Raw genomic sequence first — 21,581 nt, 5'->3', positions numbered from 1 at the left:
TCTAATTCTTGTCCAACTAATTTTACATCTGCTTTCAAATAACTTAACTCTACTGCTTTCTGTTTAAACTCTAACGTGAAATGACGTGATTTTTGTCTCATAATTCTCTAAGTTAAAATCAAGCAAGATAGTAACTCAACTTAACGTCCAATCTAAGATAGCAAGTCCATTTTGCCTACTTGGATTGTTAGTGGATTAACTGAAGAGGCTTTTAATGCGTATAAAGAACCTTTTAAAACCATAGAAAGTAGAGCACCTATTTGGAAGTTTGTTTCTCAAGTTCCGTTTGATGGGAAACCAGAACTAACCTCTGCTATTGTTAAAAACTATAGGGCGCAATTGCAAAAGTCTAAGATTCCAAAATTATTTTTTTATGCAGAACCAGGTGCGTTTATGCCAGAACCTGTGCGTGATTGGGTAATTGAGAATATTCCAAATATGGAAGTTGTTAATATTGGTGCGGGGACCCATTTTATTCAAGAGGATAATCCAGAATTGATTGGTGAAAAAATTAAAGAATTTGTTTTAAAAATTTAAATTAAAGCGATCAGGATTACAAATATAAAAAGCGGTCTAAAATCTAAGATTTTAGACCGCTTTTTATATTTGTAAATGATTTTTTTCTAAAAGTTAACAGTTTCTAGAGTGGTAACCTCTCCTATACTAACTTCTACATTTTCTACTATAATTGCGGGTAAATTTAAAGCTGTATCAGCTTCAAAAGTTACGGTATATGTTCCTTCTGGAACCCCGCTTAATAAAAATTCACCTGAATCATTGGTAAAGGTTGAAATTTCATTAATATCATTTTGAGCTGTCACGAATGTTTGAGTTCCAAGCGGTAATACGCTGCCTGAGATTGAGCCTGTTTCTGAAGTTATTGATGCTCTAATTACTGGTTTTAATTTGTAACTCCCATTTCCTGTTTGCAATATAGATTTGTCTACCTGAAAATCTAAAGTAAATTCATAAGCGATACCTTCTTCAAGAGTTTCGTTTACCTGAACCTTTAAGCCAGATTGTTCTGCAGAAGGTGTGTCTAAAGGAAATGTTTCACCATCAACAACTATTGTGTTATCATCTCCTAAAATAAGTCTTATTTGACTAATGCTACCAGCAGGAATATCTTCATCTACTAATAAAACATTTATACCCGCTGTAAGCTCTAATAAGTCATAAATTCCTGCGTTTACGTCAGAGAAGAAGGTCTCTTCTTCGTTATCATTGTATTTAATTACTACATTTTTTACATCTACAAACACAGCTTCATAATCACCTGGAGCATCTGTTAACGTAATAGCCATTCTGGCGGTTCCATTTTCTTCATTATTGTTTGAGTCATCATCGTCATTACAACTCGAGACACAAATTAATGTGAAAAATAGTACTAAAAACTTAAACATGTTTTTCATAATTTTAATATTAAATGGATTTTATATGTTTAATAAGTTACGATAAGAAACTATAACGGGATTGTTTTTAATAAAAATTCAAGTTTATTTTAACTAAATTTTAACATTTAAAATAAGTGTTATAGAAAATACTTGATTTAAAGAGGATTAAATTAATAGGGAAGAGCATGAATATAATATAATTTTCAAGACAAACAAGTCTTAATCTACAGGATAATTAATACTGTGTTAATGTAATTTAATGATTGTTAGGGTTTTACTTGAGTTTGTTCAGTTTTAAACTTATAGTATTTAATAATTGATTTTTAAAACCCTTAATTATTGTCGCTGCCAAGAGTTGGTATATCTATTAAAAATATAATAGCTCAAACTTTGTTTAAAAAAGCTTGAGCCAATATTTAATGAATATTAAAAGCTAATATTTAGCTTTTTTATTTTAATTGAATATTTTTCCTTACTGTATTTAAGGGTGAAGTTTTAAAAATATTAAATAAGTATTATACAAGGCGTTATTTTGTTACCGAAATCTTAAATTGTCCTTCGGTAATTTCTATGATATCTGAGCTGTCTTCTGAATTGTATAATTTTACAGAAAACGCACCTTCAATCAATTGACTTAGAGATACTAAAGTGCCTAATAAATAAGCGTTATCCTCTTGTGAATTAGTGATTTTAAAAGAATTTCTGGATTCTATTGTACCGTAAGATTCGTAATGATTATCGCCAGTTACAATAGGGGAATAGTTTATTCCAATTTGTTCCATCATTCCATAATCCTCGTTATCTATTGAATATTCGTAATTTCCAATTGAAAACATGTCATTGAATACTTCAGATGAATTTAAGGGGCTAAACTTATATCCCAATGATGGATAAGATTATTTTTTTTATGAGTTTGGTTTTTTTTTAGTAATATAAATTATTGATTTGTAGTTTATTGTTCTTAAGCATAACTACAATTTAAAATTAATTTTACAGTATAAATTGATAAACAATATTTAATGTTTTAAAGGTAAATGTAATTATATTTTGTGTGGTTTTTTTTGGTGAAAAGAATTTAGATAAAAGTTTGGTTGATGTAAAGTGTAGTTCAATCTTTATAAACTACTTTTTTTAAAACTAGTAGTCTTAAAGGGAATAATATGATTATGGTTAAAGCTGTAGATATTAAATATTGTAACCCAAGTTTTGTTCCTGTATTGAATAAAAAAATTGCTAATAAATAAAATACTACTAAATAAATTATAAAGCGGATCAATTTCTTTAAGTTATGTTTTGTTTGAAATATATATTTATTTTGTACAGTATATAAAAACAAATAATTTATAGCGTATATCGAGACAAAAGACATTGTTTCGGAGGCATTTAAAACTTCGACTAAGAATATAATTCCTAAAAAAATAAAACCATAGCTAATGAGGCTTAATAAGATGTACTTTACAGCTAATTTTCTGGTTTTTTTATCTAATATTTTTTTTAGCATGATTATATTTAGTCACTAAAAAATTAGGGTTTCTTTTTTTTAGCTAAAACGATTGTCCATGGGATAACAGATTCAACAGCTATTATTTCTCCGTAATTTTTTTCAATTAATCTTACGATTGATTTTTTTGACCAATGATTTAGATGGCCAGGAGTATTTCCTAGGTCTTTAAGATATTTGAATCTGCATATATTTAAAAACCTCCAGAGTGGTTCACGAGGAACTCCTAAAATTAAATATTGTTTTGATATTCTTTTTAATTCAGACAGAGCTGCTTCTGGGTAATCTAAATGTTCTAGTACTTCAAGTAAAAACACTAAATCAACAGAGGAGTCTTCATATTGTAATTCATAAGCACTTTCTTGAAATATTTTTAATTTGGGGTTGTTTTTTTGAGCTTTTTCTACAAGTTCTTCAACATATTCTGAAGCAGATAAACTCTCAACCATTTTACTTAAACGTACTGTAGATAATCCTTCTCCAATACCTATTTCATGTGCTGTTTTAACATTGTTAGTTTTAGATAATAATCTTTTAACGGCGTTAAAATAATTATTAACTAAATATTTAGCAATAAACCCTGAGTCTTCATATTTACCAGAAAAATCTTCAGTTTCTGGTTTCGCTGTTAGTTTAGAATGATCAATTTTCTTCAAAATAATTCTTTTTAATAAGGTAAAGTAATTTTTCTTGGTTATTGCGAATGCGGTTGAGCATATCGGCTAAAAAAGCTAAAACAAATAATATTACCGACATTCCTAAAAGCGACAAAGCAATAATTCCAATACTCTTATATGGTGTAATAACGTCGTTTAAATACCAATGAATTGCAACAAAACCTCCAGAAATCATAGAAATTAAAAGTACAAAATAGGCCATCCACGAAAAAAACCTAAAAGGATTATAATCTTTTAAACACTTAAAAATTATAATTGAGGTCTTAAACCCATATTTAAAAAGGTTATTAGCTATTCGAGAGACTCTTTCTTCAAAGTAAGTAACATAAACAGGTATTTGTTTTACTCTATAACCTTTATTTAGTAAGTCTAAAATGGTCTCATGGGTATAGGTGAAATCGCCTTGTAAATTCAAACTCAATAAACAATCTTTAGAGTATGCTCTATAACCACAGGAAGCGTCTTTAATTTTTGTTTTTCCAACAAAGCTTACAATTTTACTAATTTGTTTATTGCCCCAATACTTTATTTTGGGCATTTTAGAAGGTTTTGCATTCGCAAATCTGTTGCCAATACAAAAATCTACTTCATGGTTGATTATAGGTGTAATCATCTCTTCGATTTGATTAACATCAAATTGGCCATCGGCATCTATACTAACAAGGATATCTATATTTTTTTTTAAAGCATAATTCACTGCTGTTTGGAAGGCACTACCAACACCTTTATTGTAATTATGATCTATTACTGTAGCATGAGCTTTAGTAGCCTCTTCTCTAGTTTTATCTGTACTTCCATCATTAATAACGAGTAATTCTGGCACTATAGAATTAGCTAGTGTTTTTGGTATAGATTTTAATACTTTGTAAATAGTTTCCTCTTCGTTTAGAGCAGGCATATAAACTATTATTTTTTTTTGGGGTGTCTTTTTCATAGTAGGTCTAAAGGTGTTTGCTTAAAATGAGATAATTAAGTCTCAATTCGTTTGCAATATAAATGAAGCTTATAATTTGAGCGGTATAAATAAACCATTCATCTTTTATTTTAAATTTACTTACTAACAAATAATAACCTAATAAAAAACCAGGTAAAAGAATTAGCCAGTACCTACTAAAACCAGTTCCTGCGATAATTAAACCTAGCATTAACAAAATTATAGATGCCAAAAGAATTTTTAGTCCTTGGGTATTTAAGTTCTTTTTATAACCATAAATAAATCCTAGAATAAGAAGAACACTAAGCGCATAATTTCGTAGACCTGTTATTGGTACAAAAAGGGATATGAAAGCAGGAATGCCATTTATTTTACCCACCTCATGATGTTGAATTAAACCAAGGCCAGATTTAATATTATAAAGGAGTTGATTATCTGTTTTAAATCTGTTGAAATAACTTATTTCTGATAGATTCTGGCTTTCAATATTATAAACATATTTGAACCAAAATAGTAAAGGAGTACTTAGTATAAAACCAAATATAATCAGTTTATAAATAGATTTACTATCCCTAGATTTATAATGTTGGAAGAATTTGAATAATATTATTACACCAAGTACAAGGTATAAATATCTCGTAATGGATAATAATAAAAATAAGGCTAGTGTTTTTAAAAAAGTACCTGTATTGATCTCAGAATTTGAGTAATACATAAAGCTCCAAAAACAAAAGAATAAAAGGGCTTCTGGGTATAAACTTGTAAAAAAGGTAATCCCAACAGTATTTGTGGCAGTAAGCGCTAATATGGCTAAGATTATTCTTTTGTTAAGGTGTTGTTTTTTTAGAAATAAATAAGTGAATCTAAATCCCAAAAACATCAATCCAATATTAAAAAGCTTATGCAAAACAAAACCTAAGGAAGGGAATGAGTTAACTTTAAAAAAGGCCATAATAAAAGGAATAATTGGGCTAACAGTAGAAGGGGAGTTTACTTGATAATAGCGTCCAGACAATATGTTGTCTGCAATTTGAGCATAAGTTAATTCATCTCCTTGAAGAGGTAAAATAAGAGAGCGTAGTGCAGAAATAAAACTAAGGAAGAAGATAAGTGTAAATATTTTTTCTTGTTTAATAGCATTTAAAATTTTCATATTTTTTAATATTCTAGAGCTTATATTTTAAGGGATCTGCTTACACTTATTTTCTTCGTGCAAGATACTTTTATTTTTAAATAATGAAATATTTAAGCCGCTTTATTCTACTCTTACTAAAAAAACATGTATATATGTAAATGCAAAAAGCCTCTTTTTATAGAGACTTTTTATGCTTTAGGTGCTTTTTGTAATGATTTTTTTTCGGGCTTCCTTTATTTGTTTAAGATTAATTATGTTGTTTTGCCTGCGCATCCTCAATCATATCTTGATTTGCGCTTATTGCCATTTCTACTCTTCTATTTTGTGCGCGTCCTTGAGTCGTACTATTATCATATCGCGGTGCGCTTTCTCCAAATGCTTCGATGTTAAAACGCGAAAAAAGTACGCCTTTTGAACTTAAGTATTTCGCTACAGATTCTGCTCTTTTTCTTGATAAGCTAAGGTTATAGTCGTCGTTTCCTGTATTGTCCGTATGCCCTTGTATGGTAATGTTTGTATCTGGAAACTCAAGAAGAACCGTGGCGATTTTATCAAGATTTAATTGCGATTTAGGCGTTAAATCTGATTTATTGGTGGCGAAGTTAACACCACTATTTTCATCAAAAATCACATGAATCCCTTCGCCTACGCGCTCTATTTCTGCACCAGGAATTGCTTCTTCAATTTTTCTAGCTTGTTTGTCCATTACATTGCCAATTATGCCGCCACTAACACCTCCAATAGCAGCGCCAATAAGCGCTCCTTTAAGGTTGCCTCCTATAATTCCACCTGCAATTGCACCAGCAGCGATACCAATTCCAGCGCCTTTTTGAGTTTTATTTGCATTTTTTATAGCATTACAATTTACTAAAAGTAAAGTCATCGTAATTATTAGGCTTGTTTTTAATATTTTTTTCATGTCTAGAAATTTAGTTTTTAATTATAATAAGTTAGAGGACTACGTTATTTGAGATTTTTGACATATACATTACAACGGTAAATGGTGCGCCTTCGTGTTCCAAGTCCAATTCTATTTTCATATTGGTTTGATTTAGGCTTTTTATTTTCATACGATACCCTCTATTCATAGGATCTAATGATCTGTTTTTATTATCAGTATATTTGAATTGGATAGCACGTTCTATATCCGAATCAAAATAGGACCATCGTATCCGAGCTGTTGTAGATTCACAATTTGAAGCATTGGATGCTAAAGTAAATTTACCAGTATAATTGTTAGGAATGAACATCCATATACTGTTTTTAAAGCAATAAGAGTCTGCCATACCGAACATAAATGCTTTATAAGTCCCTTCAGCTCCAAAAAAATCTATTTTATCAACTCGCCATTCTCCTTTTAATGTTTTTTTTCCTGGAATGCCATTAAGTTCTTTTGTTGATCCACAGCTAACGAGTATCGAAAAAATAATACTAATTGTGATGAGTTTTTTCATAATATCTATTTTTTATTATCTAATATTTTTTAATGATTGTTAGTTCTTTATTTAATGAAGCCTTATGTGTTTGTATAAAATGGGTGCCATTTTGTATGCGAGGATTTTTAAAAGGAAACATAAACATAACAAAAGGACAACTTTTTTAATTAAGTATTAATATATTTTATAAGGCTATTCATGGTGCAAATTTACCAATAAAGATAAGATGTTCGGTTAGAAACAAACTGTTATTTCTTAATTTTAATTAGGTAAAGGGAAAAGAATATTAAGAAAAAATGAATCTCCATATTTAATAACAATGCGTAAATTCTAGAGAGGTATTTTATCAAAAATTAAGTAATATCCTTTTTAGCGTTTCTGTATCAGACAACCAAAGCTTGTTATAGAAGAACTAATTTAAGAGGTGTTCTAAAATTTAATTCAAAAATATTAATGCTAGTCATAACAAAATAAAAGCCCTAGAAAAGACTATTTTGGAAAATTTTAGTACTTTTTGAAGCGGTTATAGTTTATGTTAATAGTTATTTTATCAGTTTTATTAAATTCGGATATAAAATTCCTGTCTTTCCTTTATTGACTTTAATCGCAAAAAATATAGGTAATATTATATTCAAGGCATAAAGCCCCATGAATATATAAAACAGAATTTGATAATATCCATAATGCATAATTTTAAATATAGCGGAAGTAGTAATTGAAATAAAACTCAAAATAGACCAAACGATTTGAAAGTTCAATAAGTTAGCTCCGATTTTTTTAAGTCCAATTATTTTATCTTTTTTATTCATCCACATAATTAGAGGAATAATTATGTTTCCAACAGGAATGGCTATAAAGGTCAGCACAGTAAGATGGAAAATTGCAAGATAAGTTTTGTCAGTTTGTTTTCCGTAATCTAAAATGTCTTCTGCGTTTATGTCAAGAGCTTTACATATCAAATTGAGCGTTTTTCCACGAGGTTCACTTTCATTATTTTCAATTCGTTGAATTGTTCTTAAATTAATCTTTGCAGATTCAGCTAAATCTTCTTGAGAAAGAAGTTTTTTCGTTCTTAATTCCTTAATTTTTTTTCCAATTTCACTCATAATTAATTTTGATTTATTGTTTTCGTAAAACTAGCTATGAAACGATCTTCTTGATAGCGGTTTCTTTGCGGCATATTTGCGGCATTCTTGTCAATTTATTGATTTTGTTGAGTTTTTTAGAATGTTTGTTAAAGATACCGTTACACAATTTAATGATTAGAGTTTACATTAAATCAGGCGGATTTATGAAATCCTTATTGGCATTTTGTTTTATTTACTCAACAGGTTAAATTCAAAATTCATTAGGTTGATAACCTTCAACTATAGTTACCCAACCTTCCGTAATACTTTGTCTTAGTTTTTGTACATCTTTACAGCTTTCTTCATAGTACCATTTATTTGCCGAATCAAGATTATCAAATTCATATATAACCATATGATTTAGTTTAGTTGTGCCTTCTATTGGTTTTATAATGTTAGAAACTATGACTTTAGGATTATATTTTGATTTCTTATCAGAAGCCTTAGATCGTTTTGATAATTTGTCAATTTCGTCACGATTTGTGATGTTGTAATTATATATTATATATGCTGACATTTAATTTTATAAATTATTCGTTTTTTATAACAATTAGACAAATCATAGAAATGTTTTAAGTGCTTATTTAGTGGTATAGTTTACATCAGCTAAAGCTTAGATTGATACTAAATTAGTTGATTTTTTGAAATCATTAACTTGAGCAGGGCAACTATTGTTAGTATTTGTTACTTACACGAGAATAATTCCTTTATAGGCATAGGGGCATCATTTATTATTTCGTATATTATATTAAAATCTTTTTTCTCGTTACTTTTAGTAATCATATAATTTCATTTTTTGAAAATAGGCACTAATTATTGTATGTTAATAAGTTATTAATACAAACCTATAAGGCTAGTCTAAAGCTAACAAATAATATAGATAAAGCAGTTCATTTAAAAAATAAGATTGCTAAATATTTTGTCAAGATATAAGAATAATTATTGAACACATTTTATTTTATCATAATTCTTGGGATCTACCCTTTGTTAATGATTGTGTTTTTTATAATTTTTTAATTCAATTATTTTTTGAATTTTGTAGATGTGTGGAAGCTTTATCTTTAGGGTAAATAAATTATAAAGGGAAAATCATTAGCATCTCATTTTTCACAATTATAGTATTTTTAATACTTCAACGTATCCGCGTTTTTCTCTCAAATGGATTAGTTTGAAATTTAAAATATCACTCCAATCTATTTAAGGACTAAACTATCCTTGGCCTTGATTAATGAAAGCAATTTGAAAAAAACAGGCAGTTTAAAGTTCATTTGATATTTTGTTGTTGTCTCCTGGTGTCAGTTCAATAACATTTAATTTATACCTAACGGTGTTTTTGGTTCAATTTATTTTTCAAATATAGCAACTGCTCTAACAGGGGAACCTGTTCCGCCTCTAATTTTTAAAGGGAGTCCAATAAATCGGAATCGTCCCCTTCCAATTAATAAATCAAGATTTATCATATTTTCATAATGGGTAAAACCTAATTCTCCACAAATATGATGCACTTCTTTATTTGATAGTTTTGGAACACCTGGAGACATTGTTTCAACTCCAAATGCCGAAATTTTCCTTTCTCCTAACCAGCGAGCGGTTTCGATAGAAATACCAGGGCCATTTCCCCAATCTATTCCGTTATAATGTTTTCGGTAATGGTCTGTGTAAATTAAAACCGTATCCCCTTTTTTAATAGCCAGACCTTCTTTTTTACAAGCCTTTTCAATTTCAATTGGAGTGATTAATTCTCTTAGTTTTTTATGTGAGAAATCCAAACAAATTCCTTCTGTATAAAACATAGATAAAGGCATTGTATCTATTGATTGCCCTTCATATTCTTTTGCCATATGATTTATGGCGTCAACGTGAGTTCCTGTATGTTCTCCAAGTTCTAATTTATGTACAGCAGGAGTTCTTTTTTTAGGGTTCTTAATGCCATCCCATTCTTCGTGAGAATTGTGGATTTCCATTTTAACTTGTGGAAGATCTTTAAAAACGGGCATTCCTGCATAAATTTCTTGACTTAAATCAATAATTTCTATCATTTAGTTTCGATTTTTCAAATGCTTGCACTCATTATTTTTTAATACAATTGCATAAGCCTTCCTCAAAGCTAACAAAATAGTATAAATAAAATAACTTGCTTTTTTTATTTAAGATTATTAAGCATTTTTGATGAAATCTAAGAGTAGGGCTTTTAACTCAAAAGCACTTGTGTTGGTTTTAATAAAGTGAGGCTGCCTAAAAAGACAGTCTTTTTAGACAGCCTCTTGTTGCTTGTTTTATAGACTTTTAGTTAGACATGGTGTGGTAAACATTTTGAACATCATCGTCTTCTTCTATTTTTTCCAAAAGTTTTTCTACATCAGCAACTTGTTCAGTGGTTAATGCCTTTGTGACTTGTGGAATACGTTCAAAACCAGAAGACAGTATTTCGATGTTACGGTTTTCTAATTCAGCTTGTATAGCTCCAAAATTTTCAAAGGGAGCGTATATTAAGATCCCATCGTCGTCAGCAAAAACTTCTTCTGCTCCAAAATCTATAAATTCTAATTCTAATACTTCAGGATCCAGTCCTTCAATTGGAATTCTAAAGTTACAGGTATGATCAAACATAAATACAACAGAGCCAGAAGTCCCTAGGCTTCCATCGCATTTATTAAAATAACTGCGCACATTAGCTACAGTTCTTGTATTATTGTCTGTTGCGGTTTCTACTAAAATGGCAATACCATGTGGGGCATAACCTTCAAAGAGTACTTCTTTATAATCGCCTTGCCCTTTTTCACTTGCTTTTTTAATGGCCCGTTCTACATTATCCTTGGGCATATTAACTGCTTTTGCATTTTGGATCACAGCACGTAAGCGTGAATTACTTGCAGGATCAGGACCTCCTTCTTTTACGGCCATTACAATATCCTTTCCAATACGTGTAAAGGCTTTACTCATTGCAGACCAACGTTTCATTTTACGTGCTTTACGAAATTCAAAAGCTCTTCCCATAGTCGTTTTTATTTTTATTCCTTGATAAAAGGATGTGTTTTATTTACAATTCATTTTATTTATGCTTACAAATTTAAAAAAATCCTTGTAAATCCCTTAATCCTTTGGAATGTGTCTTGATAAAAATTTCAGTTTTGTTTCTTCCAGTTTATTTAAGACCTTTTGTCTGCTTGTATTTAGATTAGCGTTTAGCTTGTTATAGTTAGCTCCAGCTTTGTTAATGGTTTTTATTTTGGCATTGTAAGCCTCTATTTGTGCTTTTGTTCTATCTTTTTCTGGCGTTTTTTCTAAGGTGTTTTTTATGGTATTTAAATCTTCATTTAGAATGATAAAATCTGCGATTTGAGGGATTTTTTGATCTGCTTCATCAATAAAGAATTGAAATACGGCTTTTGTAGCCAATACAATACTTTGATCTGTTTTATATAATTCCTGAGTTTTTAAGATTTCTAAGCCTTCTTTTGCAGTTTCACTTAAGGCATTGGCATTTTGTTGTATGCCGCTAACGTCATTATTGTTTATAGAACGCCATAAATGTACTTCGTTTATATACACTTTAAAAAAAATAAGATACAAATCATTAGAGTGTTTAAATACCTTATTAGAAATCTTCATTTTTTCTCCAAGATCATTATTACTTTCTACAATGTTTATATTGTATTTTTTAGCGTAATCGTAAAAATGGGCTTCATATTCAATCTGTGATTCAGCCATTTTTTTGTCTGCTATTTCTTGTGCCAAGATGTAGGCTTCCATTAAGTCATAAGACTCTTCAGCGACAGCTTTCATATCTACAATTTTTGCATAGTCTTTTTTTAAAACGTGTTCATTTAAGCGCATGTGTTTTAAAATGTTGTTTTTATAGTCATTACCTTCAAAAGCTTCTGCTTTTTCAATCTTGGCTATAGATGCTTTTACAGTGTGTATTAATTTTTTTCTTTTATTGGTTACACTTCTGTTGTTTTTACTGTGGGCTAAAGCTTTAGTATATCGCCAAGTACTTTTGGTTACTGTTTCTTGTTCTTTACGTAAAAATTCTAAATACTCTAAAGCCGAATTAAAGCTTTGAGCATTACCTTGAAGCGAAACAGTGAATAGTATAACGAAAACTATTTGTATTAGGTTTTTCATTAAAATTATTGATTTGAATTTATATAATCTTTTAAAATATTTTGAGCTTCTTTTATGTATATGTCTTGAGAGAGTTTTTGTATGGTTTGATTATTTAGCTCTTTATCTGTTGCATTGTATTCTAAAAGTTCTTGATTGGATTTTGTATTTGTTATTTTAAATAAAACAGGGAGTGCTTTAGAGTCATTTTTAAAAATAGTATTCATCTCTTGTTTTCTACTTTCTCTTTTAGCTAATATCGATGGTAATGTTAAAGGGTAGGGGATTCCTTTTTTAAATAATAAGTTATAAAGTGCAATATTGGCTTCTTTTATGTCTTGAAAGGCACTTTCTGTTTTAACTCTATTTTTACTTTTTATAATGATGCTATCTAGGCATAAAGCCTTTAACGGCGTATGTTTTATTTTTACAGCTATAGAATCATTAGCCAGTGCATTTGGTTTATAATATTCTGTGTCTTTTAAACCATCATACAGTGAAGGCAGGTTGATATCGGGAGTAACGCCTACAGATTGGTGGCTTTTTCCTGTAACGCGATAAAAAGCCTCTACGGTTAGCTTGCTAAAACCTAATATTTTATTTTGACTGAGTGGTATAATGTTCTGTGCGCTAGATTTACCATAGGTATTGGAACCAATGATTATTGCTCTGTTATAATCCTGCATTGCTGCAGCAAAAAATTCAGATGCCGAAGCACTATAGTTATTAACAATAATAACAATGGGTTTTGTATAAAAACTACCGCGTTTATTATCTCGAATGGTAAAAATTTTTCCTGTGTTGGATTTAATGATAGAAACAGGACCTCTATCAATAAACATTCCCGATAATTCTATAGCTTCTTGCATAGATCCGCCACCATTAAAACGTAAATCTAGAATTAAACCTGCAATATTTTCTTTTTGAAGTTTATACAGTTCTTTGGCAATATCTGCTGTTAGTCCACGCCCATTAGGGGATTCCATATTGCTATAAAAACTAGGGATTCTAATATAGCCCAGTAGTGTATCTGTATTTATTAAATAGCCTCTAATAGCATTAGCATCCACTTTTATTTTACTCTTGGTTAAGGTAATGTGTTGTAATGTTTCATTCTTCTTTTTTACAGAAAAGGTTACTGTTTTATGGTTTTCATTGCTTAAAAATAATTCGATATCCGCATTAGAAACACATTGGGTTTTTATGTTTGAAAGGTTAGAAGATAACGATTTTATAATATCGTTTTTTTCAAGATTGCCATTTTTGAAAGCGGTACTTCCAGGAATAATATGAGCGATAACAATTTCTCCCTTTTTATTTTTTTTAGTAATGATTCCAAAGGATAATTGGTTTTTTGAAAGCTTGTTTAAATAACTGGTTTTTTCTGTATTGTTGAAGTAATTAGAATTTGGATCGTTAACTTTAACGAGAGCGTTTAAAAACCCTTCTTTTACAAAACGATCTAATCCTCCATCTTTATTTAAAATCTCATTGAGAAGACAGAGTTCGTTTTCAATCACCTCAAGTTTAGCTTTCTGTTCTAGTGTTTTAAAGTTTTTAGTAATGGAGTCTATTGTTTTTTCATTATCTATAAGTTTAATAATCGTTTTATAACTTATTTTTTTTAGTAAGGCTTTGTTTAAAGCATTCTCATCTTTATAGAAACTATAGTCTTTATTCGGAATAAACTGTAGGGTTTGTTTTCCTGTGTAATCTAATGCTTCAGATTTTATTTTGCTAAGTCTATAGGCTATAAATTGTATTCGAAAAAGCAGTGTTTCTCTATACTTATTAATAAAACTACAATCGGAAGCAGCAAGATAATCATCAAATTTGAAAAGGTCTGACTTTAATTGCTCTATATCACTTTGAGTAAATACCTCTTTGTCTGCGTCTAATTGCTTTATAAAGAGGTTGAAAATACTTTTTGAGGTACTATCATTTAATGCTTTTGGTGCGTAGTGATTTGACTTCACCAAAGATTGAATGGCTAAAACTTGCTCACAAAATATAGGGTTATCTTGGCTATAACTATATAGCGATAAAAAGCTAATGAAGAGAACGAAGGATTTATTAATCATTAAATAAGTTGGCGTAAGATGAAAAAGTTAAACAAGACTAAACTTAAAGGATTAAGCAAAATTGTTATTCTTCTTCTTCAACGATGGCTTCTATAGCTTCAGCAAGATTAAAGTCCTTCATCGTAACACCATCATCATCATGCGTAGATAACTTTATTTTTAATACATTATATGTGTTGGACCAATCGGGATGATGATTAAGAGCTTCGCATTCAAAGGCAATACGACTCATAGCGCTAAAGCAATCCTTAAAATTTTCAAATTCATATTCTGTATGAATGGCATTATCATAATAATCCCATTCGGGTAATTTTATTAGGAGTTTCTCTATTTCTTGATTAGATAACTTAGACATTTTATTAAAGTTTTGGATTGAATTGAGTATAAGTTAAACATTTTTAAGGGAAGACCAAACTAAATGGCAAGCATTTTTAAAACATCTTTGCTTTTTAACTGTAAATGTTTTGGAAGTTTGTTATGCTTAGGGAGTACAGCAAGATAGCGATCGTCGTTTGTTGTAAAGACTTGTTTTATAAGTGATTTAGAATCACTTAATACGGTTGTTATTTCTTTTATAAAATCGTCATGATGAACTAAATCTTGACTCCCTAAGTGAAAGATACCATATTTTTTCTGATTGATAATATAGTGTATTTGTTGTGTGACTTTTTTATCTGTAGTCACATTTATTATAAGGTTTGGGAACACTTCAATAGGAGTCTTCTCTTTTAAGGCAGTTTTAATGTCTTTTATACGAGGAGATTGTACCCCAAAAACCATAGGTAGGCGTAGTATAGCCACTTGTTTTTTAGGCATACGAAGCAATATGTTTTCAATTTTAATTTTGAAATGGCCATAAATGCTGTGACTTAACGTTTTGTCTAACTCATAACTAGGGTATTTGCTATATGCATCAAAAACATTGGCAGAGGAGAGGTAAATAAGTTTTACTTTTTTTGCTAATATATAATCCGAAATATGATTATGCGCTATGGTTTGAGCAGAAAAATTTCCACGAAGTGCAGAAATAATAATAGTTGGTTTTAAAGCTTCTAGAATGTCATAAATGTCATCATGCTCTACATTGTATTGAAAGTAATGTTGGTTTTTATTAAAGGTAATATTATCTGTGCAGTATGTGCCAAAGGTTTTGAAATAGGGGGAAAGCTCTTTGTATAATGCCTGACCTATAAATCCACTAGCGCCTAAAATTAGAATTGTATTTTTTTTATTTACATTTTGTTTCATTAATAATATCTGGAATTCATTTTTTCTAAAAAATAGAACGTCCAGTTGCGGTTGTAAATTGTTTTAGGGCTTGCATTCCTAAAAGAGAGTTGCCTTTTTTGTTTAAACCTGGAGACCATATGGAGATAACAAATTCATTAGGGAGTAAAGCAATAATACCACCGCCAACACCACTTTTTCCAGGTAATCCAACTTCGAAAGCAAATTCTCCAGCTTCGTCATAAAAACCACAAGTAAGCATGATGGCATTTATTCTTTTAGCTTGGCTAGTGCTAAGGTGTTGTTTACCATTAATACATTGTCCTTTATTAGCAAAAAGATAAAAAGCAGTAGATAATTGTGTACAGCTCATTTCTAGCGCACATTGATGAAAGTAAAAATCTAAAACAGTTGCGACGTCATTGTTTAGGTTACCAAACGATTTTAAAAGATTTGCGGCAGCATAATTTTTAAATCCTGTACGTTGTTCTGAAGCTGCAACATCCAAATTGTAATTTATAGTATGATCACCCACAAGATTTCTAACATAATTTAAAAAATCTTGTTTAGGGTTTTTAAGGTGTGTTATTAGGATATCTGCAACGACTATGGCTCCTGCATTAATTAGGGGGTTCCTTGGAATCCCATTTTCTAATTCTAATAAGGATAAGTGATTAAAGGGATTTCCAGAAGGTTCTACATCTATACGCTCCCAGATATGGTTATTTTCAAAAGCAATGGCCTTAGATAATGCTAAAACTTTGGAAATACTTTGAACAGAGAACGGCACATTCCAATCTCCAATTTGAAATGTGCGGCCGTCTATATGTTGTAAATGAATTCCAAAACTTTTTGTACTTTGCTTGGATAGCTCAGGAATATACGAAGCTACAACTCCTTTTTCTGGAGTCTTTCTCAATTCATTATAAATAGATTCAATAACTTCTTGAAAATTTTGCATACTTATTTTATCCTTTGTAAAAAGGGAGTTTTACAATAGTTGCAGGGACTATGTTTTTACGAATTTTAATGTTTATTTTACTGTTTACTCCAGCAAAAGCGGTTGGGACATAACCTAGACCAATACCTTTGTTTAAAGAAGGCGACATTGTTCCAGAGGTTACTGTTCCAATATTTTTACCTTCATCATCAACAATAGCATAACCTTGTCTAGGAATACCACGCTCTGTAAGCTCAAAGGCTATTAGTTTACGTGTAACACCTTCCTGTTTTTGTACTTCTAAAGCTTCCGAATTTGTGAATTTTTTAGAAAATTTAGTTATCCATCCTAAACCAGCTTCCAATGGAGATGTTGTGTCATCGATATCATTTCCATAAAGGCAGTACCCCATTTCTAAACGTAAAGTGTCACGAGCGGCTAAGCCTATGGGTTTAGCGCCAGCTTCGGTTACTTTATCCCATATTTGTTTTGCTTCATCATTTTTACAGTAAATTTCAAATCCGCCACTACCAGTATATCCTGTAGCAGAAATGATAACGTTTTCAATACCTGCAAAATCTCCAATTACAAAATTGTAGAATTTAATAGCTGCCAAATCATGACTAGACAGACTTTGCATAGCTTCTACTGCTTTTGGCCCTTGAATGGCTAATAATGAGTAGCTTTCAGATAAATCGCGCAGTGTTGCACCTACATCATTTTTTGAATTAATCCATAGCCAGTCTTTTTCAATATTACTAGCATTTACCACTAGTAGGTATGTGTTTTCCTTTATTCTATATACTATTAAATCATCTACAACACCACCATCATCATTAGGGAAACATGAATATTGTGCTTTTCCTATGGTTAATTTACTGGCATCGTTACTACATACTTTTTGTATTAAATCTAAAGCATGAGGCCCTTCAATTAAGAACTCGCCCATATGGGATACATCAAAAACACCCACTCCTGTTCTTACTGCTTCATGTTCTATGTTTACGCCATCATATTGCACAGGCATATTATATCCTGCAAACGGTACCATTTTGGCTCCTAGTGCTTTATGAGTTTCTGTTAATGCTATATTTTTCATTTGAATTCATTTAATTTTAAAGAGTTGTAAAAGTATCAAAAATTATTGATTTGTTTTATAACTGTAATCGATTTAAGAGTGGTTAATTTTAATAGTTGACAGGTCTTTCAAAATTCGATTGAATAATATTGAATAAATATAAATATAAATAAAATAACGCTAATTGTGTTATCTTGTTGTAAGTGAGTGTTTTTTAGTGTGTTCTGAAGCTAAATAGAGGTGTCTAGGCGTTAAAATTTAGGAATATAAATTATACAACCAATAATTATGGCGGCTATTGCAAAAATGAATACAGCACCGGCAGCTAAATCTTTTATAAGACCAATTTTAGGATGGTATTCTGGGTGAATAAAATTAGCAATTTCTTCTATAGCTGTATTTACACCTTCTAAGGCCATAATTAAAGCTATAATAAGAATTTGAACAATCCACTCTGTTGCAGATAAACCAAAATAAAAACCTGCGATAGTCATAATTACTCCAATAGTAAATTGAATTTTTAAACTGGCTTCAGTAGTAATTAGGATATAGGCCCCTTTAAAGGCGTAGCCTACACTTTTAATTCTATTGACTAGGAAGGAATCTTTGTTGTTCATATAAAAGTAATCCATAAAAGCGCTTTGCTATTTTACAAGGTAAGATAGCAAAGCGCTTCGATAATTAATAGGAGTTTTAGTTGTCTAATAGCGCCTGTAATGAGGCTTTGTAATTAGGCTCGTTAACAAGCTCTGGCACTTGTTCTGTGTATTTTACAATGCCGTTTTCATCTAAAACAATGACACAGCGAGAATGTAAAGTTTCTAGAGGACCATCTGTAAAGTCTAATCCTAAAGACTTGCCAAAACTCCCGTCTTTAAAATCCGAAAGACTCACAACGTTATCTAAGCCTTCGGCTCCACAAAAGCGCGCTTGAGCAAAAGGTAAATCTCTTGAAACACATAAGACTTTGGTGTTTTCTATGGTAGCTGCTTCTTTATTATAGGCTCTAACAGATTGTGCACAAGTCCCTGTATCTATACTAGGAAAAATGTTTAAAACGACTTTACTACCAGCGAAATCGGATAATGTTTTTGAAGAAAGATCATTGGCTGTTAAAGTGAAATCTGGAATTTTTTCACCTATTTTTGGTAGGCTTCCGGAGGTTTGTAATGCATCTCCGTTTAGGGTTACTGTTGCCATATTTTTAGCTTTAAAAATTAAATATTAAAAATAGACATTAATTAGATGATACTCTCAAATTTTTAACTTTTTTATTTCAAAATGTTTTTTTTAGGGATTGTATGTGTTTATAAGTAATGATTATAGTAAAATAAAAACAATCAATTTTTTTTAAGTATTGAGAACGTTATAAATTTTTAACTTTATGGAATATAGAAACTTAAAAGATGTTATGTTAGATAAAAAATTAGAAGCACAAGGCGGAAATATTAGTAAATGCCCATTTATGGGGGGAGCTCAAAAAGAAAGCGCAGGTGGTGGCACCACGAATAGAGAATGGTGGCCCAATCAATTAAAATTGAATATCCTTAGGCAAAATCCCTTAAAGTCGAACCCTATGGATAAAGAATTTAATTATGCCGAAGCTTTTAAATCTTTAGATTATGATGGGCTTAAAAAAGACCTTGTAAATCTAATGACGGATTCACAAGATTGGTGGCCTGCAGATTATGGGCATTACGGCCCCTTTTTTATTCGTATGGCGTGGCATAGTGCAGGAACATATCGTATATCTGATGGCCGTGGAGGTGCAGGAACAGGAAATCAGCGTTTTGCTCCTCTTAATAGCTGGCCAGATAACGGAAATTTAGATAAAGCACGGTTATTATTATGGCCAATTAAACAAAAATATGGCGCTAAAATTTCTTGGGCAGATTTAATGATTCTTGCAGGTAATGTGGCATTAGAATCTATGGGCTTTAAAACTTTTGGTTTTGCTGGAGGGCGTGAAGATGTTTGGCACCCAGAAGAAGATATTTACTGGGGTTCTGAAAAAGAATGGATGGGAAATGCAGAACGGTATGCCGACGGAGAATTAGAAGCACCTCTTGGTGCAGCACATATGGGATTAATATATGTAAACCCAGAAGGTCCCAATGCAAATCCAGATCCTTTAGCATCGGCTATAGATATTAGAGAAACTTTTGGACGTATGGCAATGAATGATGAAGAAACAGTGGCGTTAGTTGCAGGAGGTCATACTTTTGGGAAAGCACATGGTGCAGCAAATCCCGATGAATATGTAGGTGCAGAACCTGCTGGTGCTTCTATTGAAGAAATGGGGAAAGGCTGGAAAAATACTTATGGCACAGGTTTTTTAGATGATACTATTACAAGTGGTATAGAAGGCGCCTGGACACCGAACCCTATTAAGTGGGATCATGATTTTTTTGAGGTATTATTAAATTACGATTGGGAATTAACTAAGAGCCCAGCAGGAGCACACCAATGGACACCTACGGCAGCATCTAATGCAAGAATGGCACCTAAGGCTGGGAACGCGTCCCAAACACAAGCACTTATGATGACTACTGCAGATATGGCGCTTAAAATGGAGCCTACGTATCTTGAGATCTCTAAACGTTTTCATAAAAATCCCAAAGAATTTGAAGAAGTATTTGCTAGAGCATGGTTTAAATTAACTCATAGAGATATGGGACCAATTACTAGGTACCTTGGGCCAGAAATTCCTAATGAGGCACTTATATGGCAAGATCCTATTCCTACTCAAACAGGTAAAGGAATTAATGATTCTGATATTGCAGCATTAAAAGCAATGCTTTTATCATCAGGATTATCTATCGCTCAGTTGGTGTCTACGGCTTGGGCTTCTGCATCAACCTTTCGAGGTTCAGACATGCGTGGTGGTGCTAATGGTGGAAGGCTTCGACTGTCTCCGCAAAAAGATTGGGAAGTTAATAACCCTAGTGATTTGGCTGTCGTTTTAGAGGTGTTAACGAAAATAAAAGCAGAGTTTGAAGGGGACGTTTCCTTGGCAGATTTAATTGTTTTAGGAGGAAATGTAGGAATAGAGCAGGCTGCTAGCAATGCTGGGCATAATATAACAGTGCCTTTTATTTCTGGTAGAGGAGATGCTTCACAAGCCCAAACGGATGTAGAGTCCTTTTCTGTATTAGAACCAGCTGCTGATGGGTTTAGAAATTATATAAAGCCCGATCATATAGCATCTGAAGAAGAATTACTAGTAGATAAAGCACAGTTATTAACACTTACTGCACCAGAAATGACGGTTCTTGTTGGTGGATTAAGGGTGTTGAATACAAATTATAATCATTCGAACTATGGCGTGTTTACGGAGCGTAAGGAGACTCTTAGTAATGACTTTTTTGTTAATATATTAGATTTAGGGATTACTTGGAAGGCCATTTCAAATGATGATAAAGTGTTTGAAGGGCGTGAGCGTAGAACAGGAGTGCTTAAATGGACAGGAACACGAGTAGATCTTATATTTGGTTCAAATGCGGAACTTCGAGCGATTGCCGAAGTTTATGGTTCTAAGGATTCTAAAGCGAAATTTTTACACGACTTTGTAGCGGCTTGGACAAAAGTGATGAACTTAGATCGTTTTGATTTATCATAATGCAATAAAAACGATAAGCATAAAAAGAGGTCGTCTAAAAAGTAAATTTTAGGCGATTTTCTTTGTTATTATTTTTAGACATAGATTTTAGTTTTGAATATTTGCGTTAAAATTCTTAACTAAAAAAAATAAAGTTAGTTTATATGGCTAAACTATACTTTTTAAGGTTGTGAGCCATTGCAATTAGCCCTATTTGCACATTTACCTTTTCCATCCCTCTTAACATAAACCGTTTGAAGTTCATATTTTGTTTGATGTTACCAAAAACAGCTTCTACATCCCAACAACGTTGTTTTCTTTTGGCTATGCCTTTTTTCGCTTATGA

At 31.3% G+C, this 21,581-nt stretch carries 21 protein-coding genes and 1 pseudogene; 2 read left to right on the top strand and 20 right to left on the bottom strand.

The annotated features are described in order from the left end of the window. Positions 1 to 171: 171 nt before the first annotated feature. Entirely contained in the window at positions 172 to 537 is a 366-nt protein-coding gene (locus tag AC2D8I_RS15220) for a hypothetical protein (RefSeq protein WP_484706908.1), read from the top strand. Positions 538 to 623: 86 nt separating this feature from the next. On the opposite strand, the gene AC2D8I_RS15215 is transcribed toward AC2D8I_RS15220, so the two are convergent. The 19 genes from AC2D8I_RS15215 to tpx all read right to left on the bottom strand — a co-directional run bounded on the left by AC2D8I_RS15215 (position 624) and on the right by tpx (position 18,837). After that, the gene (locus AC2D8I_RS15215; protein ID WP_484706907.1) at positions 624 to 1,412 is read right to left on the bottom strand and encodes a DUF4382 domain-containing protein; all 789 of its coding nucleotides are present in this window, start codon (positions 1,410 to 1,412) and stop codon (positions 624 to 626) included. A 509-nt stretch (positions 1,413 to 1,921) separates the two neighbouring features. Further along, positions 1,922 to 2,278 carry a hypothetical protein gene (locus AC2D8I_RS15210; protein WP_484706906.1) on the bottom strand — a complete coding sequence of 119 codons (357 nt, stop codon included), beginning with the start codon at positions 2,276 to 2,278 and terminating at the stop codon, positions 1,922 to 1,924. Between the two features lie 640 nt (positions 2,279 to 2,918). Further along, positions 2,919 to 3,551 (bottom strand): class I SAM-dependent methyltransferase, encoded by a 633-nt coding sequence (locus AC2D8I_RS15205; RefSeq protein ID WP_484706905.1) that lies wholly within the window; start codon positions 3,549 to 3,551, stop codon positions 2,919 to 2,921. After that, the gene (locus tag AC2D8I_RS15200) at positions 3,538 to 4,506 is read right to left on the bottom strand and encodes a glycosyltransferase family 2 protein (RefSeq protein ID WP_484706904.1); all 969 of its coding nucleotides are present in this window, start codon (positions 4,504 to 4,506) and stop codon (positions 3,538 to 3,540) included. Before AC2D8I_RS15200 ends, AC2D8I_RS15205 begins: the two co-directional genes overlap by 14 nt. Before the next feature lie 7 nt (positions 4,507 to 4,513). Next, positions 4,514 to 5,659, bottom strand: coding sequence for a hypothetical protein (locus tag AC2D8I_RS15195; RefSeq protein WP_484706902.1), 1,146 nt, complete (start codon positions 5,657 to 5,659; stop codon positions 4,514 to 4,516). A 229-nt stretch (positions 5,660 to 5,888) separates the two neighbouring features. Next, the gene (locus AC2D8I_RS15190) at positions 5,889 to 6,560 is read right to left on the bottom strand and encodes a YiaD family glycine zipper/OmpA-like lipoprotein (RefSeq protein ID WP_484706900.1); all 672 of its coding nucleotides are present in this window, start codon (positions 6,558 to 6,560) and stop codon (positions 5,889 to 5,891) included. 31 nt (positions 6,561 to 6,591) lie between these two features. Next, positions 6,592 to 7,095, bottom strand: coding sequence for a hypothetical protein (locus tag AC2D8I_RS15185; RefSeq protein ID WP_484706899.1), 504 nt, complete (start codon positions 7,093 to 7,095; stop codon positions 6,592 to 6,594). Between the two features lie 524 nt (positions 7,096 to 7,619). Next, positions 7,620 to 8,183, bottom strand: coding sequence for a magnetosome magnetite crystal formation protein family (locus tag AC2D8I_RS15180; RefSeq protein WP_484706897.1), 564 nt, complete (start codon positions 8,181 to 8,183; stop codon positions 7,620 to 7,622). Positions 8,184 to 8,415: 232 nt separating this feature from the next. Continuing rightward, a complete protein-coding gene (locus tag AC2D8I_RS15175; protein WP_484706895.1) occupies positions 8,416 to 8,721 on the bottom strand; it encodes a DUF1330 domain-containing protein in 306 nt (101 codons plus the stop codon). Positions 8,722 to 9,547: 826 nt separating this feature from the next. Then, entirely contained in the window at positions 9,548 to 10,243 is a 696-nt protein-coding gene (locus AC2D8I_RS15170) for a cyclase family protein (RefSeq protein WP_484706893.1), read from the bottom strand. A gap of 247 nt (positions 10,244 to 10,490) precedes the next feature. After that, on the bottom strand, positions 10,491 to 11,201 hold the full coding sequence (locus AC2D8I_RS15165; protein WP_484706892.1) for a YebC/PmpR family DNA-binding transcriptional regulator: 711 nt from the start codon (positions 11,199 to 11,201) through the stop codon (positions 10,491 to 10,493). Between the two features lie 96 nt (positions 11,202 to 11,297). Next, positions 11,298 to 12,332, bottom strand: a complete 1,035-nt coding sequence (locus AC2D8I_RS15160) for a hypothetical protein (RefSeq protein ID WP_484706891.1) — start codon at positions 12,330 to 12,332, stop codon at positions 11,298 to 11,300. A 5-nt stretch (positions 12,333 to 12,337) separates the two neighbouring features. Further along, positions 12,338 to 14,392 (bottom strand): carboxy terminal-processing peptidase, encoded by a 2,055-nt coding sequence (locus tag AC2D8I_RS15155; RefSeq protein WP_484706890.1) that lies wholly within the window; start codon positions 14,390 to 14,392, stop codon positions 12,338 to 12,340. 64 nt (positions 14,393 to 14,456) lie between these two features. Then, entirely contained in the window at positions 14,457 to 14,747 is a 291-nt protein-coding gene (locus AC2D8I_RS15150; protein ID WP_484706889.1) for a 4a-hydroxytetrahydrobiopterin dehydratase, read from the bottom strand. A 59-nt stretch (positions 14,748 to 14,806) separates the two neighbouring features. Continuing rightward, entirely contained in the window at positions 14,807 to 15,640 is an 834-nt protein-coding gene (locus AC2D8I_RS15145; RefSeq protein ID WP_484706887.1) for a sugar nucleotide-binding protein, read from the bottom strand. Between the two features lie 25 nt (positions 15,641 to 15,665). Further along, positions 15,666 to 16,580, bottom strand: a complete 915-nt coding sequence (locus AC2D8I_RS15140; RefSeq protein ID WP_484706886.1) for a glutaminase — start codon at positions 16,578 to 16,580, stop codon at positions 15,666 to 15,668. Between the two features lie 7 nt (positions 16,581 to 16,587). Next, positions 16,588 to 17,658, bottom strand: a complete 1,071-nt coding sequence (gcvT, locus tag AC2D8I_RS15135) for a glycine cleavage system aminomethyltransferase GcvT (protein WP_484706885.1) — start codon at positions 17,656 to 17,658, stop codon at positions 16,588 to 16,590. Between the two features lie 230 nt (positions 17,659 to 17,888). Next, entirely contained in the window at positions 17,889 to 18,254 is a 366-nt protein-coding gene (locus tag AC2D8I_RS15130) for a diacylglycerol kinase family protein (RefSeq protein ID WP_484706910.1), read from the bottom strand. 76 nt (positions 18,255 to 18,330) lie between these two features. Next, entirely contained in the window at positions 18,331 to 18,837 is a 507-nt protein-coding gene (gene tpx, locus AC2D8I_RS15125) for a thiol peroxidase (RefSeq protein ID WP_484706884.1), read from the bottom strand. 211 nt (positions 18,838 to 19,048) lie between these two features. On the opposite strand from tpx, the gene katG reads away from it, so the two are divergent. Beyond that, positions 19,049 to 21,256, top strand: coding sequence for a catalase/peroxidase HPI (katG, locus tag AC2D8I_RS15120; RefSeq protein ID WP_484706909.1), 2,208 nt, complete (start codon positions 19,049 to 19,051; stop codon positions 21,254 to 21,256). Positions 21,257 to 21,395: 139 nt separating this feature from the next. Here the strand turns inward: katG and AC2D8I_RS15115 are convergent. Further along, a pseudogene (locus AC2D8I_RS15115) lies at positions 21,396 to 21,575 on the bottom strand (transposase); the annotation flags it as partial. Positions 21,576 to 21,581: the final 6 nt, after the last annotated feature.

It is taken from the genome of Lacinutrix sp. YIN62 (assembly GCF_057219185.1).
Note: the sequence above shows the minus strand (reverse complement) of the source record. Positions and strands in the feature narration are given on the sequence as shown.

What these genes read in the sequence shown, in the direction of transcription:
- AC2D8I_RS15215 (WP_484706907.1), bottom strand. Translation starts at nt 1,412, where the DNA reads ATGAAAAACATGTTTAAGTTTTTAGTACTATTTTTCACATTAATTTGT.
- AC2D8I_RS15200 (WP_484706904.1), bottom strand. Translation starts at nt 4,506, where the DNA reads ATGAAAAAGACACCCCAAAAAAAAATAATAGTTTATATGCCTGCTCTA.
- AC2D8I_RS15195 (WP_484706902.1), bottom strand. Translation starts at nt 5,659, where the DNA reads ATGAAAATTTTAAATGCTATTAAACAAGAAAAAATATTTACACTTATC.
- AC2D8I_RS15190 (WP_484706900.1), bottom strand. Translation starts at nt 6,560, where the DNA reads ATGAAAAAAATATTAAAAACAAGCCTAATAATTACGATGACTTTACTT.
- AC2D8I_RS15185 (WP_484706899.1), bottom strand. Translation starts at nt 7,095, where the DNA reads ATGAAAAAACTCATCACAATTAGTATTATTTTTTCGATACTCGTTAGC.
- AC2D8I_RS15180 (WP_484706897.1), bottom strand. Translation starts at nt 8,183, where the DNA reads ATGAGTGAAATTGGAAAAAAAATTAAGGAATTAAGAACGAAAAAACTT.
- AC2D8I_RS15175 (WP_484706895.1), bottom strand. Translation starts at nt 8,721, where the DNA reads ATGTCAGCATATATAATATATAATTACAACATCACAAATCGTGACGAA.
- AC2D8I_RS15170 (WP_484706893.1), bottom strand. Translation starts at nt 10,243, where the DNA reads ATGATAGAAATTATTGATTTAAGTCAAGAAATTTATGCAGGAATGCCC.
- AC2D8I_RS15165 (WP_484706892.1), bottom strand. Translation starts at nt 11,201, where the DNA reads ATGGGAAGAGCTTTTGAATTTCGTAAAGCACGTAAAATGAAACGTTGG.
- AC2D8I_RS15160 (WP_484706891.1), bottom strand. Translation starts at nt 12,332, where the DNA reads ATGAAAAACCTAATACAAATAGTTTTCGTTATACTATTCACTGTTTCG.
- AC2D8I_RS15155 (WP_484706890.1), bottom strand. Translation starts at nt 14,392, where the DNA reads ATGATTAATAAATCCTTCGTTCTCTTCATTAGCTTTTTATCGCTATAT.
- AC2D8I_RS15150 (WP_484706889.1), bottom strand. Translation starts at nt 14,747, where the DNA reads ATGTCTAAGTTATCTAATCAAGAAATAGAGAAACTCCTAATAAAATTA.
- AC2D8I_RS15145 (WP_484706887.1), bottom strand. Translation starts at nt 15,640, where the DNA reads ATGAAACAAAATGTAAATAAAAAAAATACAATTCTAATTTTAGGCGCT.
- AC2D8I_RS15140 (WP_484706886.1), bottom strand. Translation starts at nt 16,580, where the DNA reads ATGCAAAATTTTCAAGAAGTTATTGAATCTATTTATAATGAATTGAGA.
- gcvT (WP_484706885.1), bottom strand. Translation starts at nt 17,658, where the DNA reads ATGAAAAATATAGCATTAACAGAAACTCATAAAGCACTAGGAGCCAAA.
- AC2D8I_RS15130 (WP_484706910.1), bottom strand. Translation starts at nt 18,254, where the DNA reads ATGAACAACAAAGATTCCTTCCTAGTCAATAGAATTAAAAGTGTAGGC.
- tpx (WP_484706884.1), bottom strand. Translation starts at nt 18,837, where the DNA reads ATGGCAACAGTAACCCTAAACGGAGATGCATTACAAACCTCCGGAAGC.
- katG (WP_484706909.1), top strand. Translation starts at nt 19,049, where the DNA reads ATGTTAGATAAAAAATTAGAAGCACAAGGCGGAAATATTAGTAAATGC.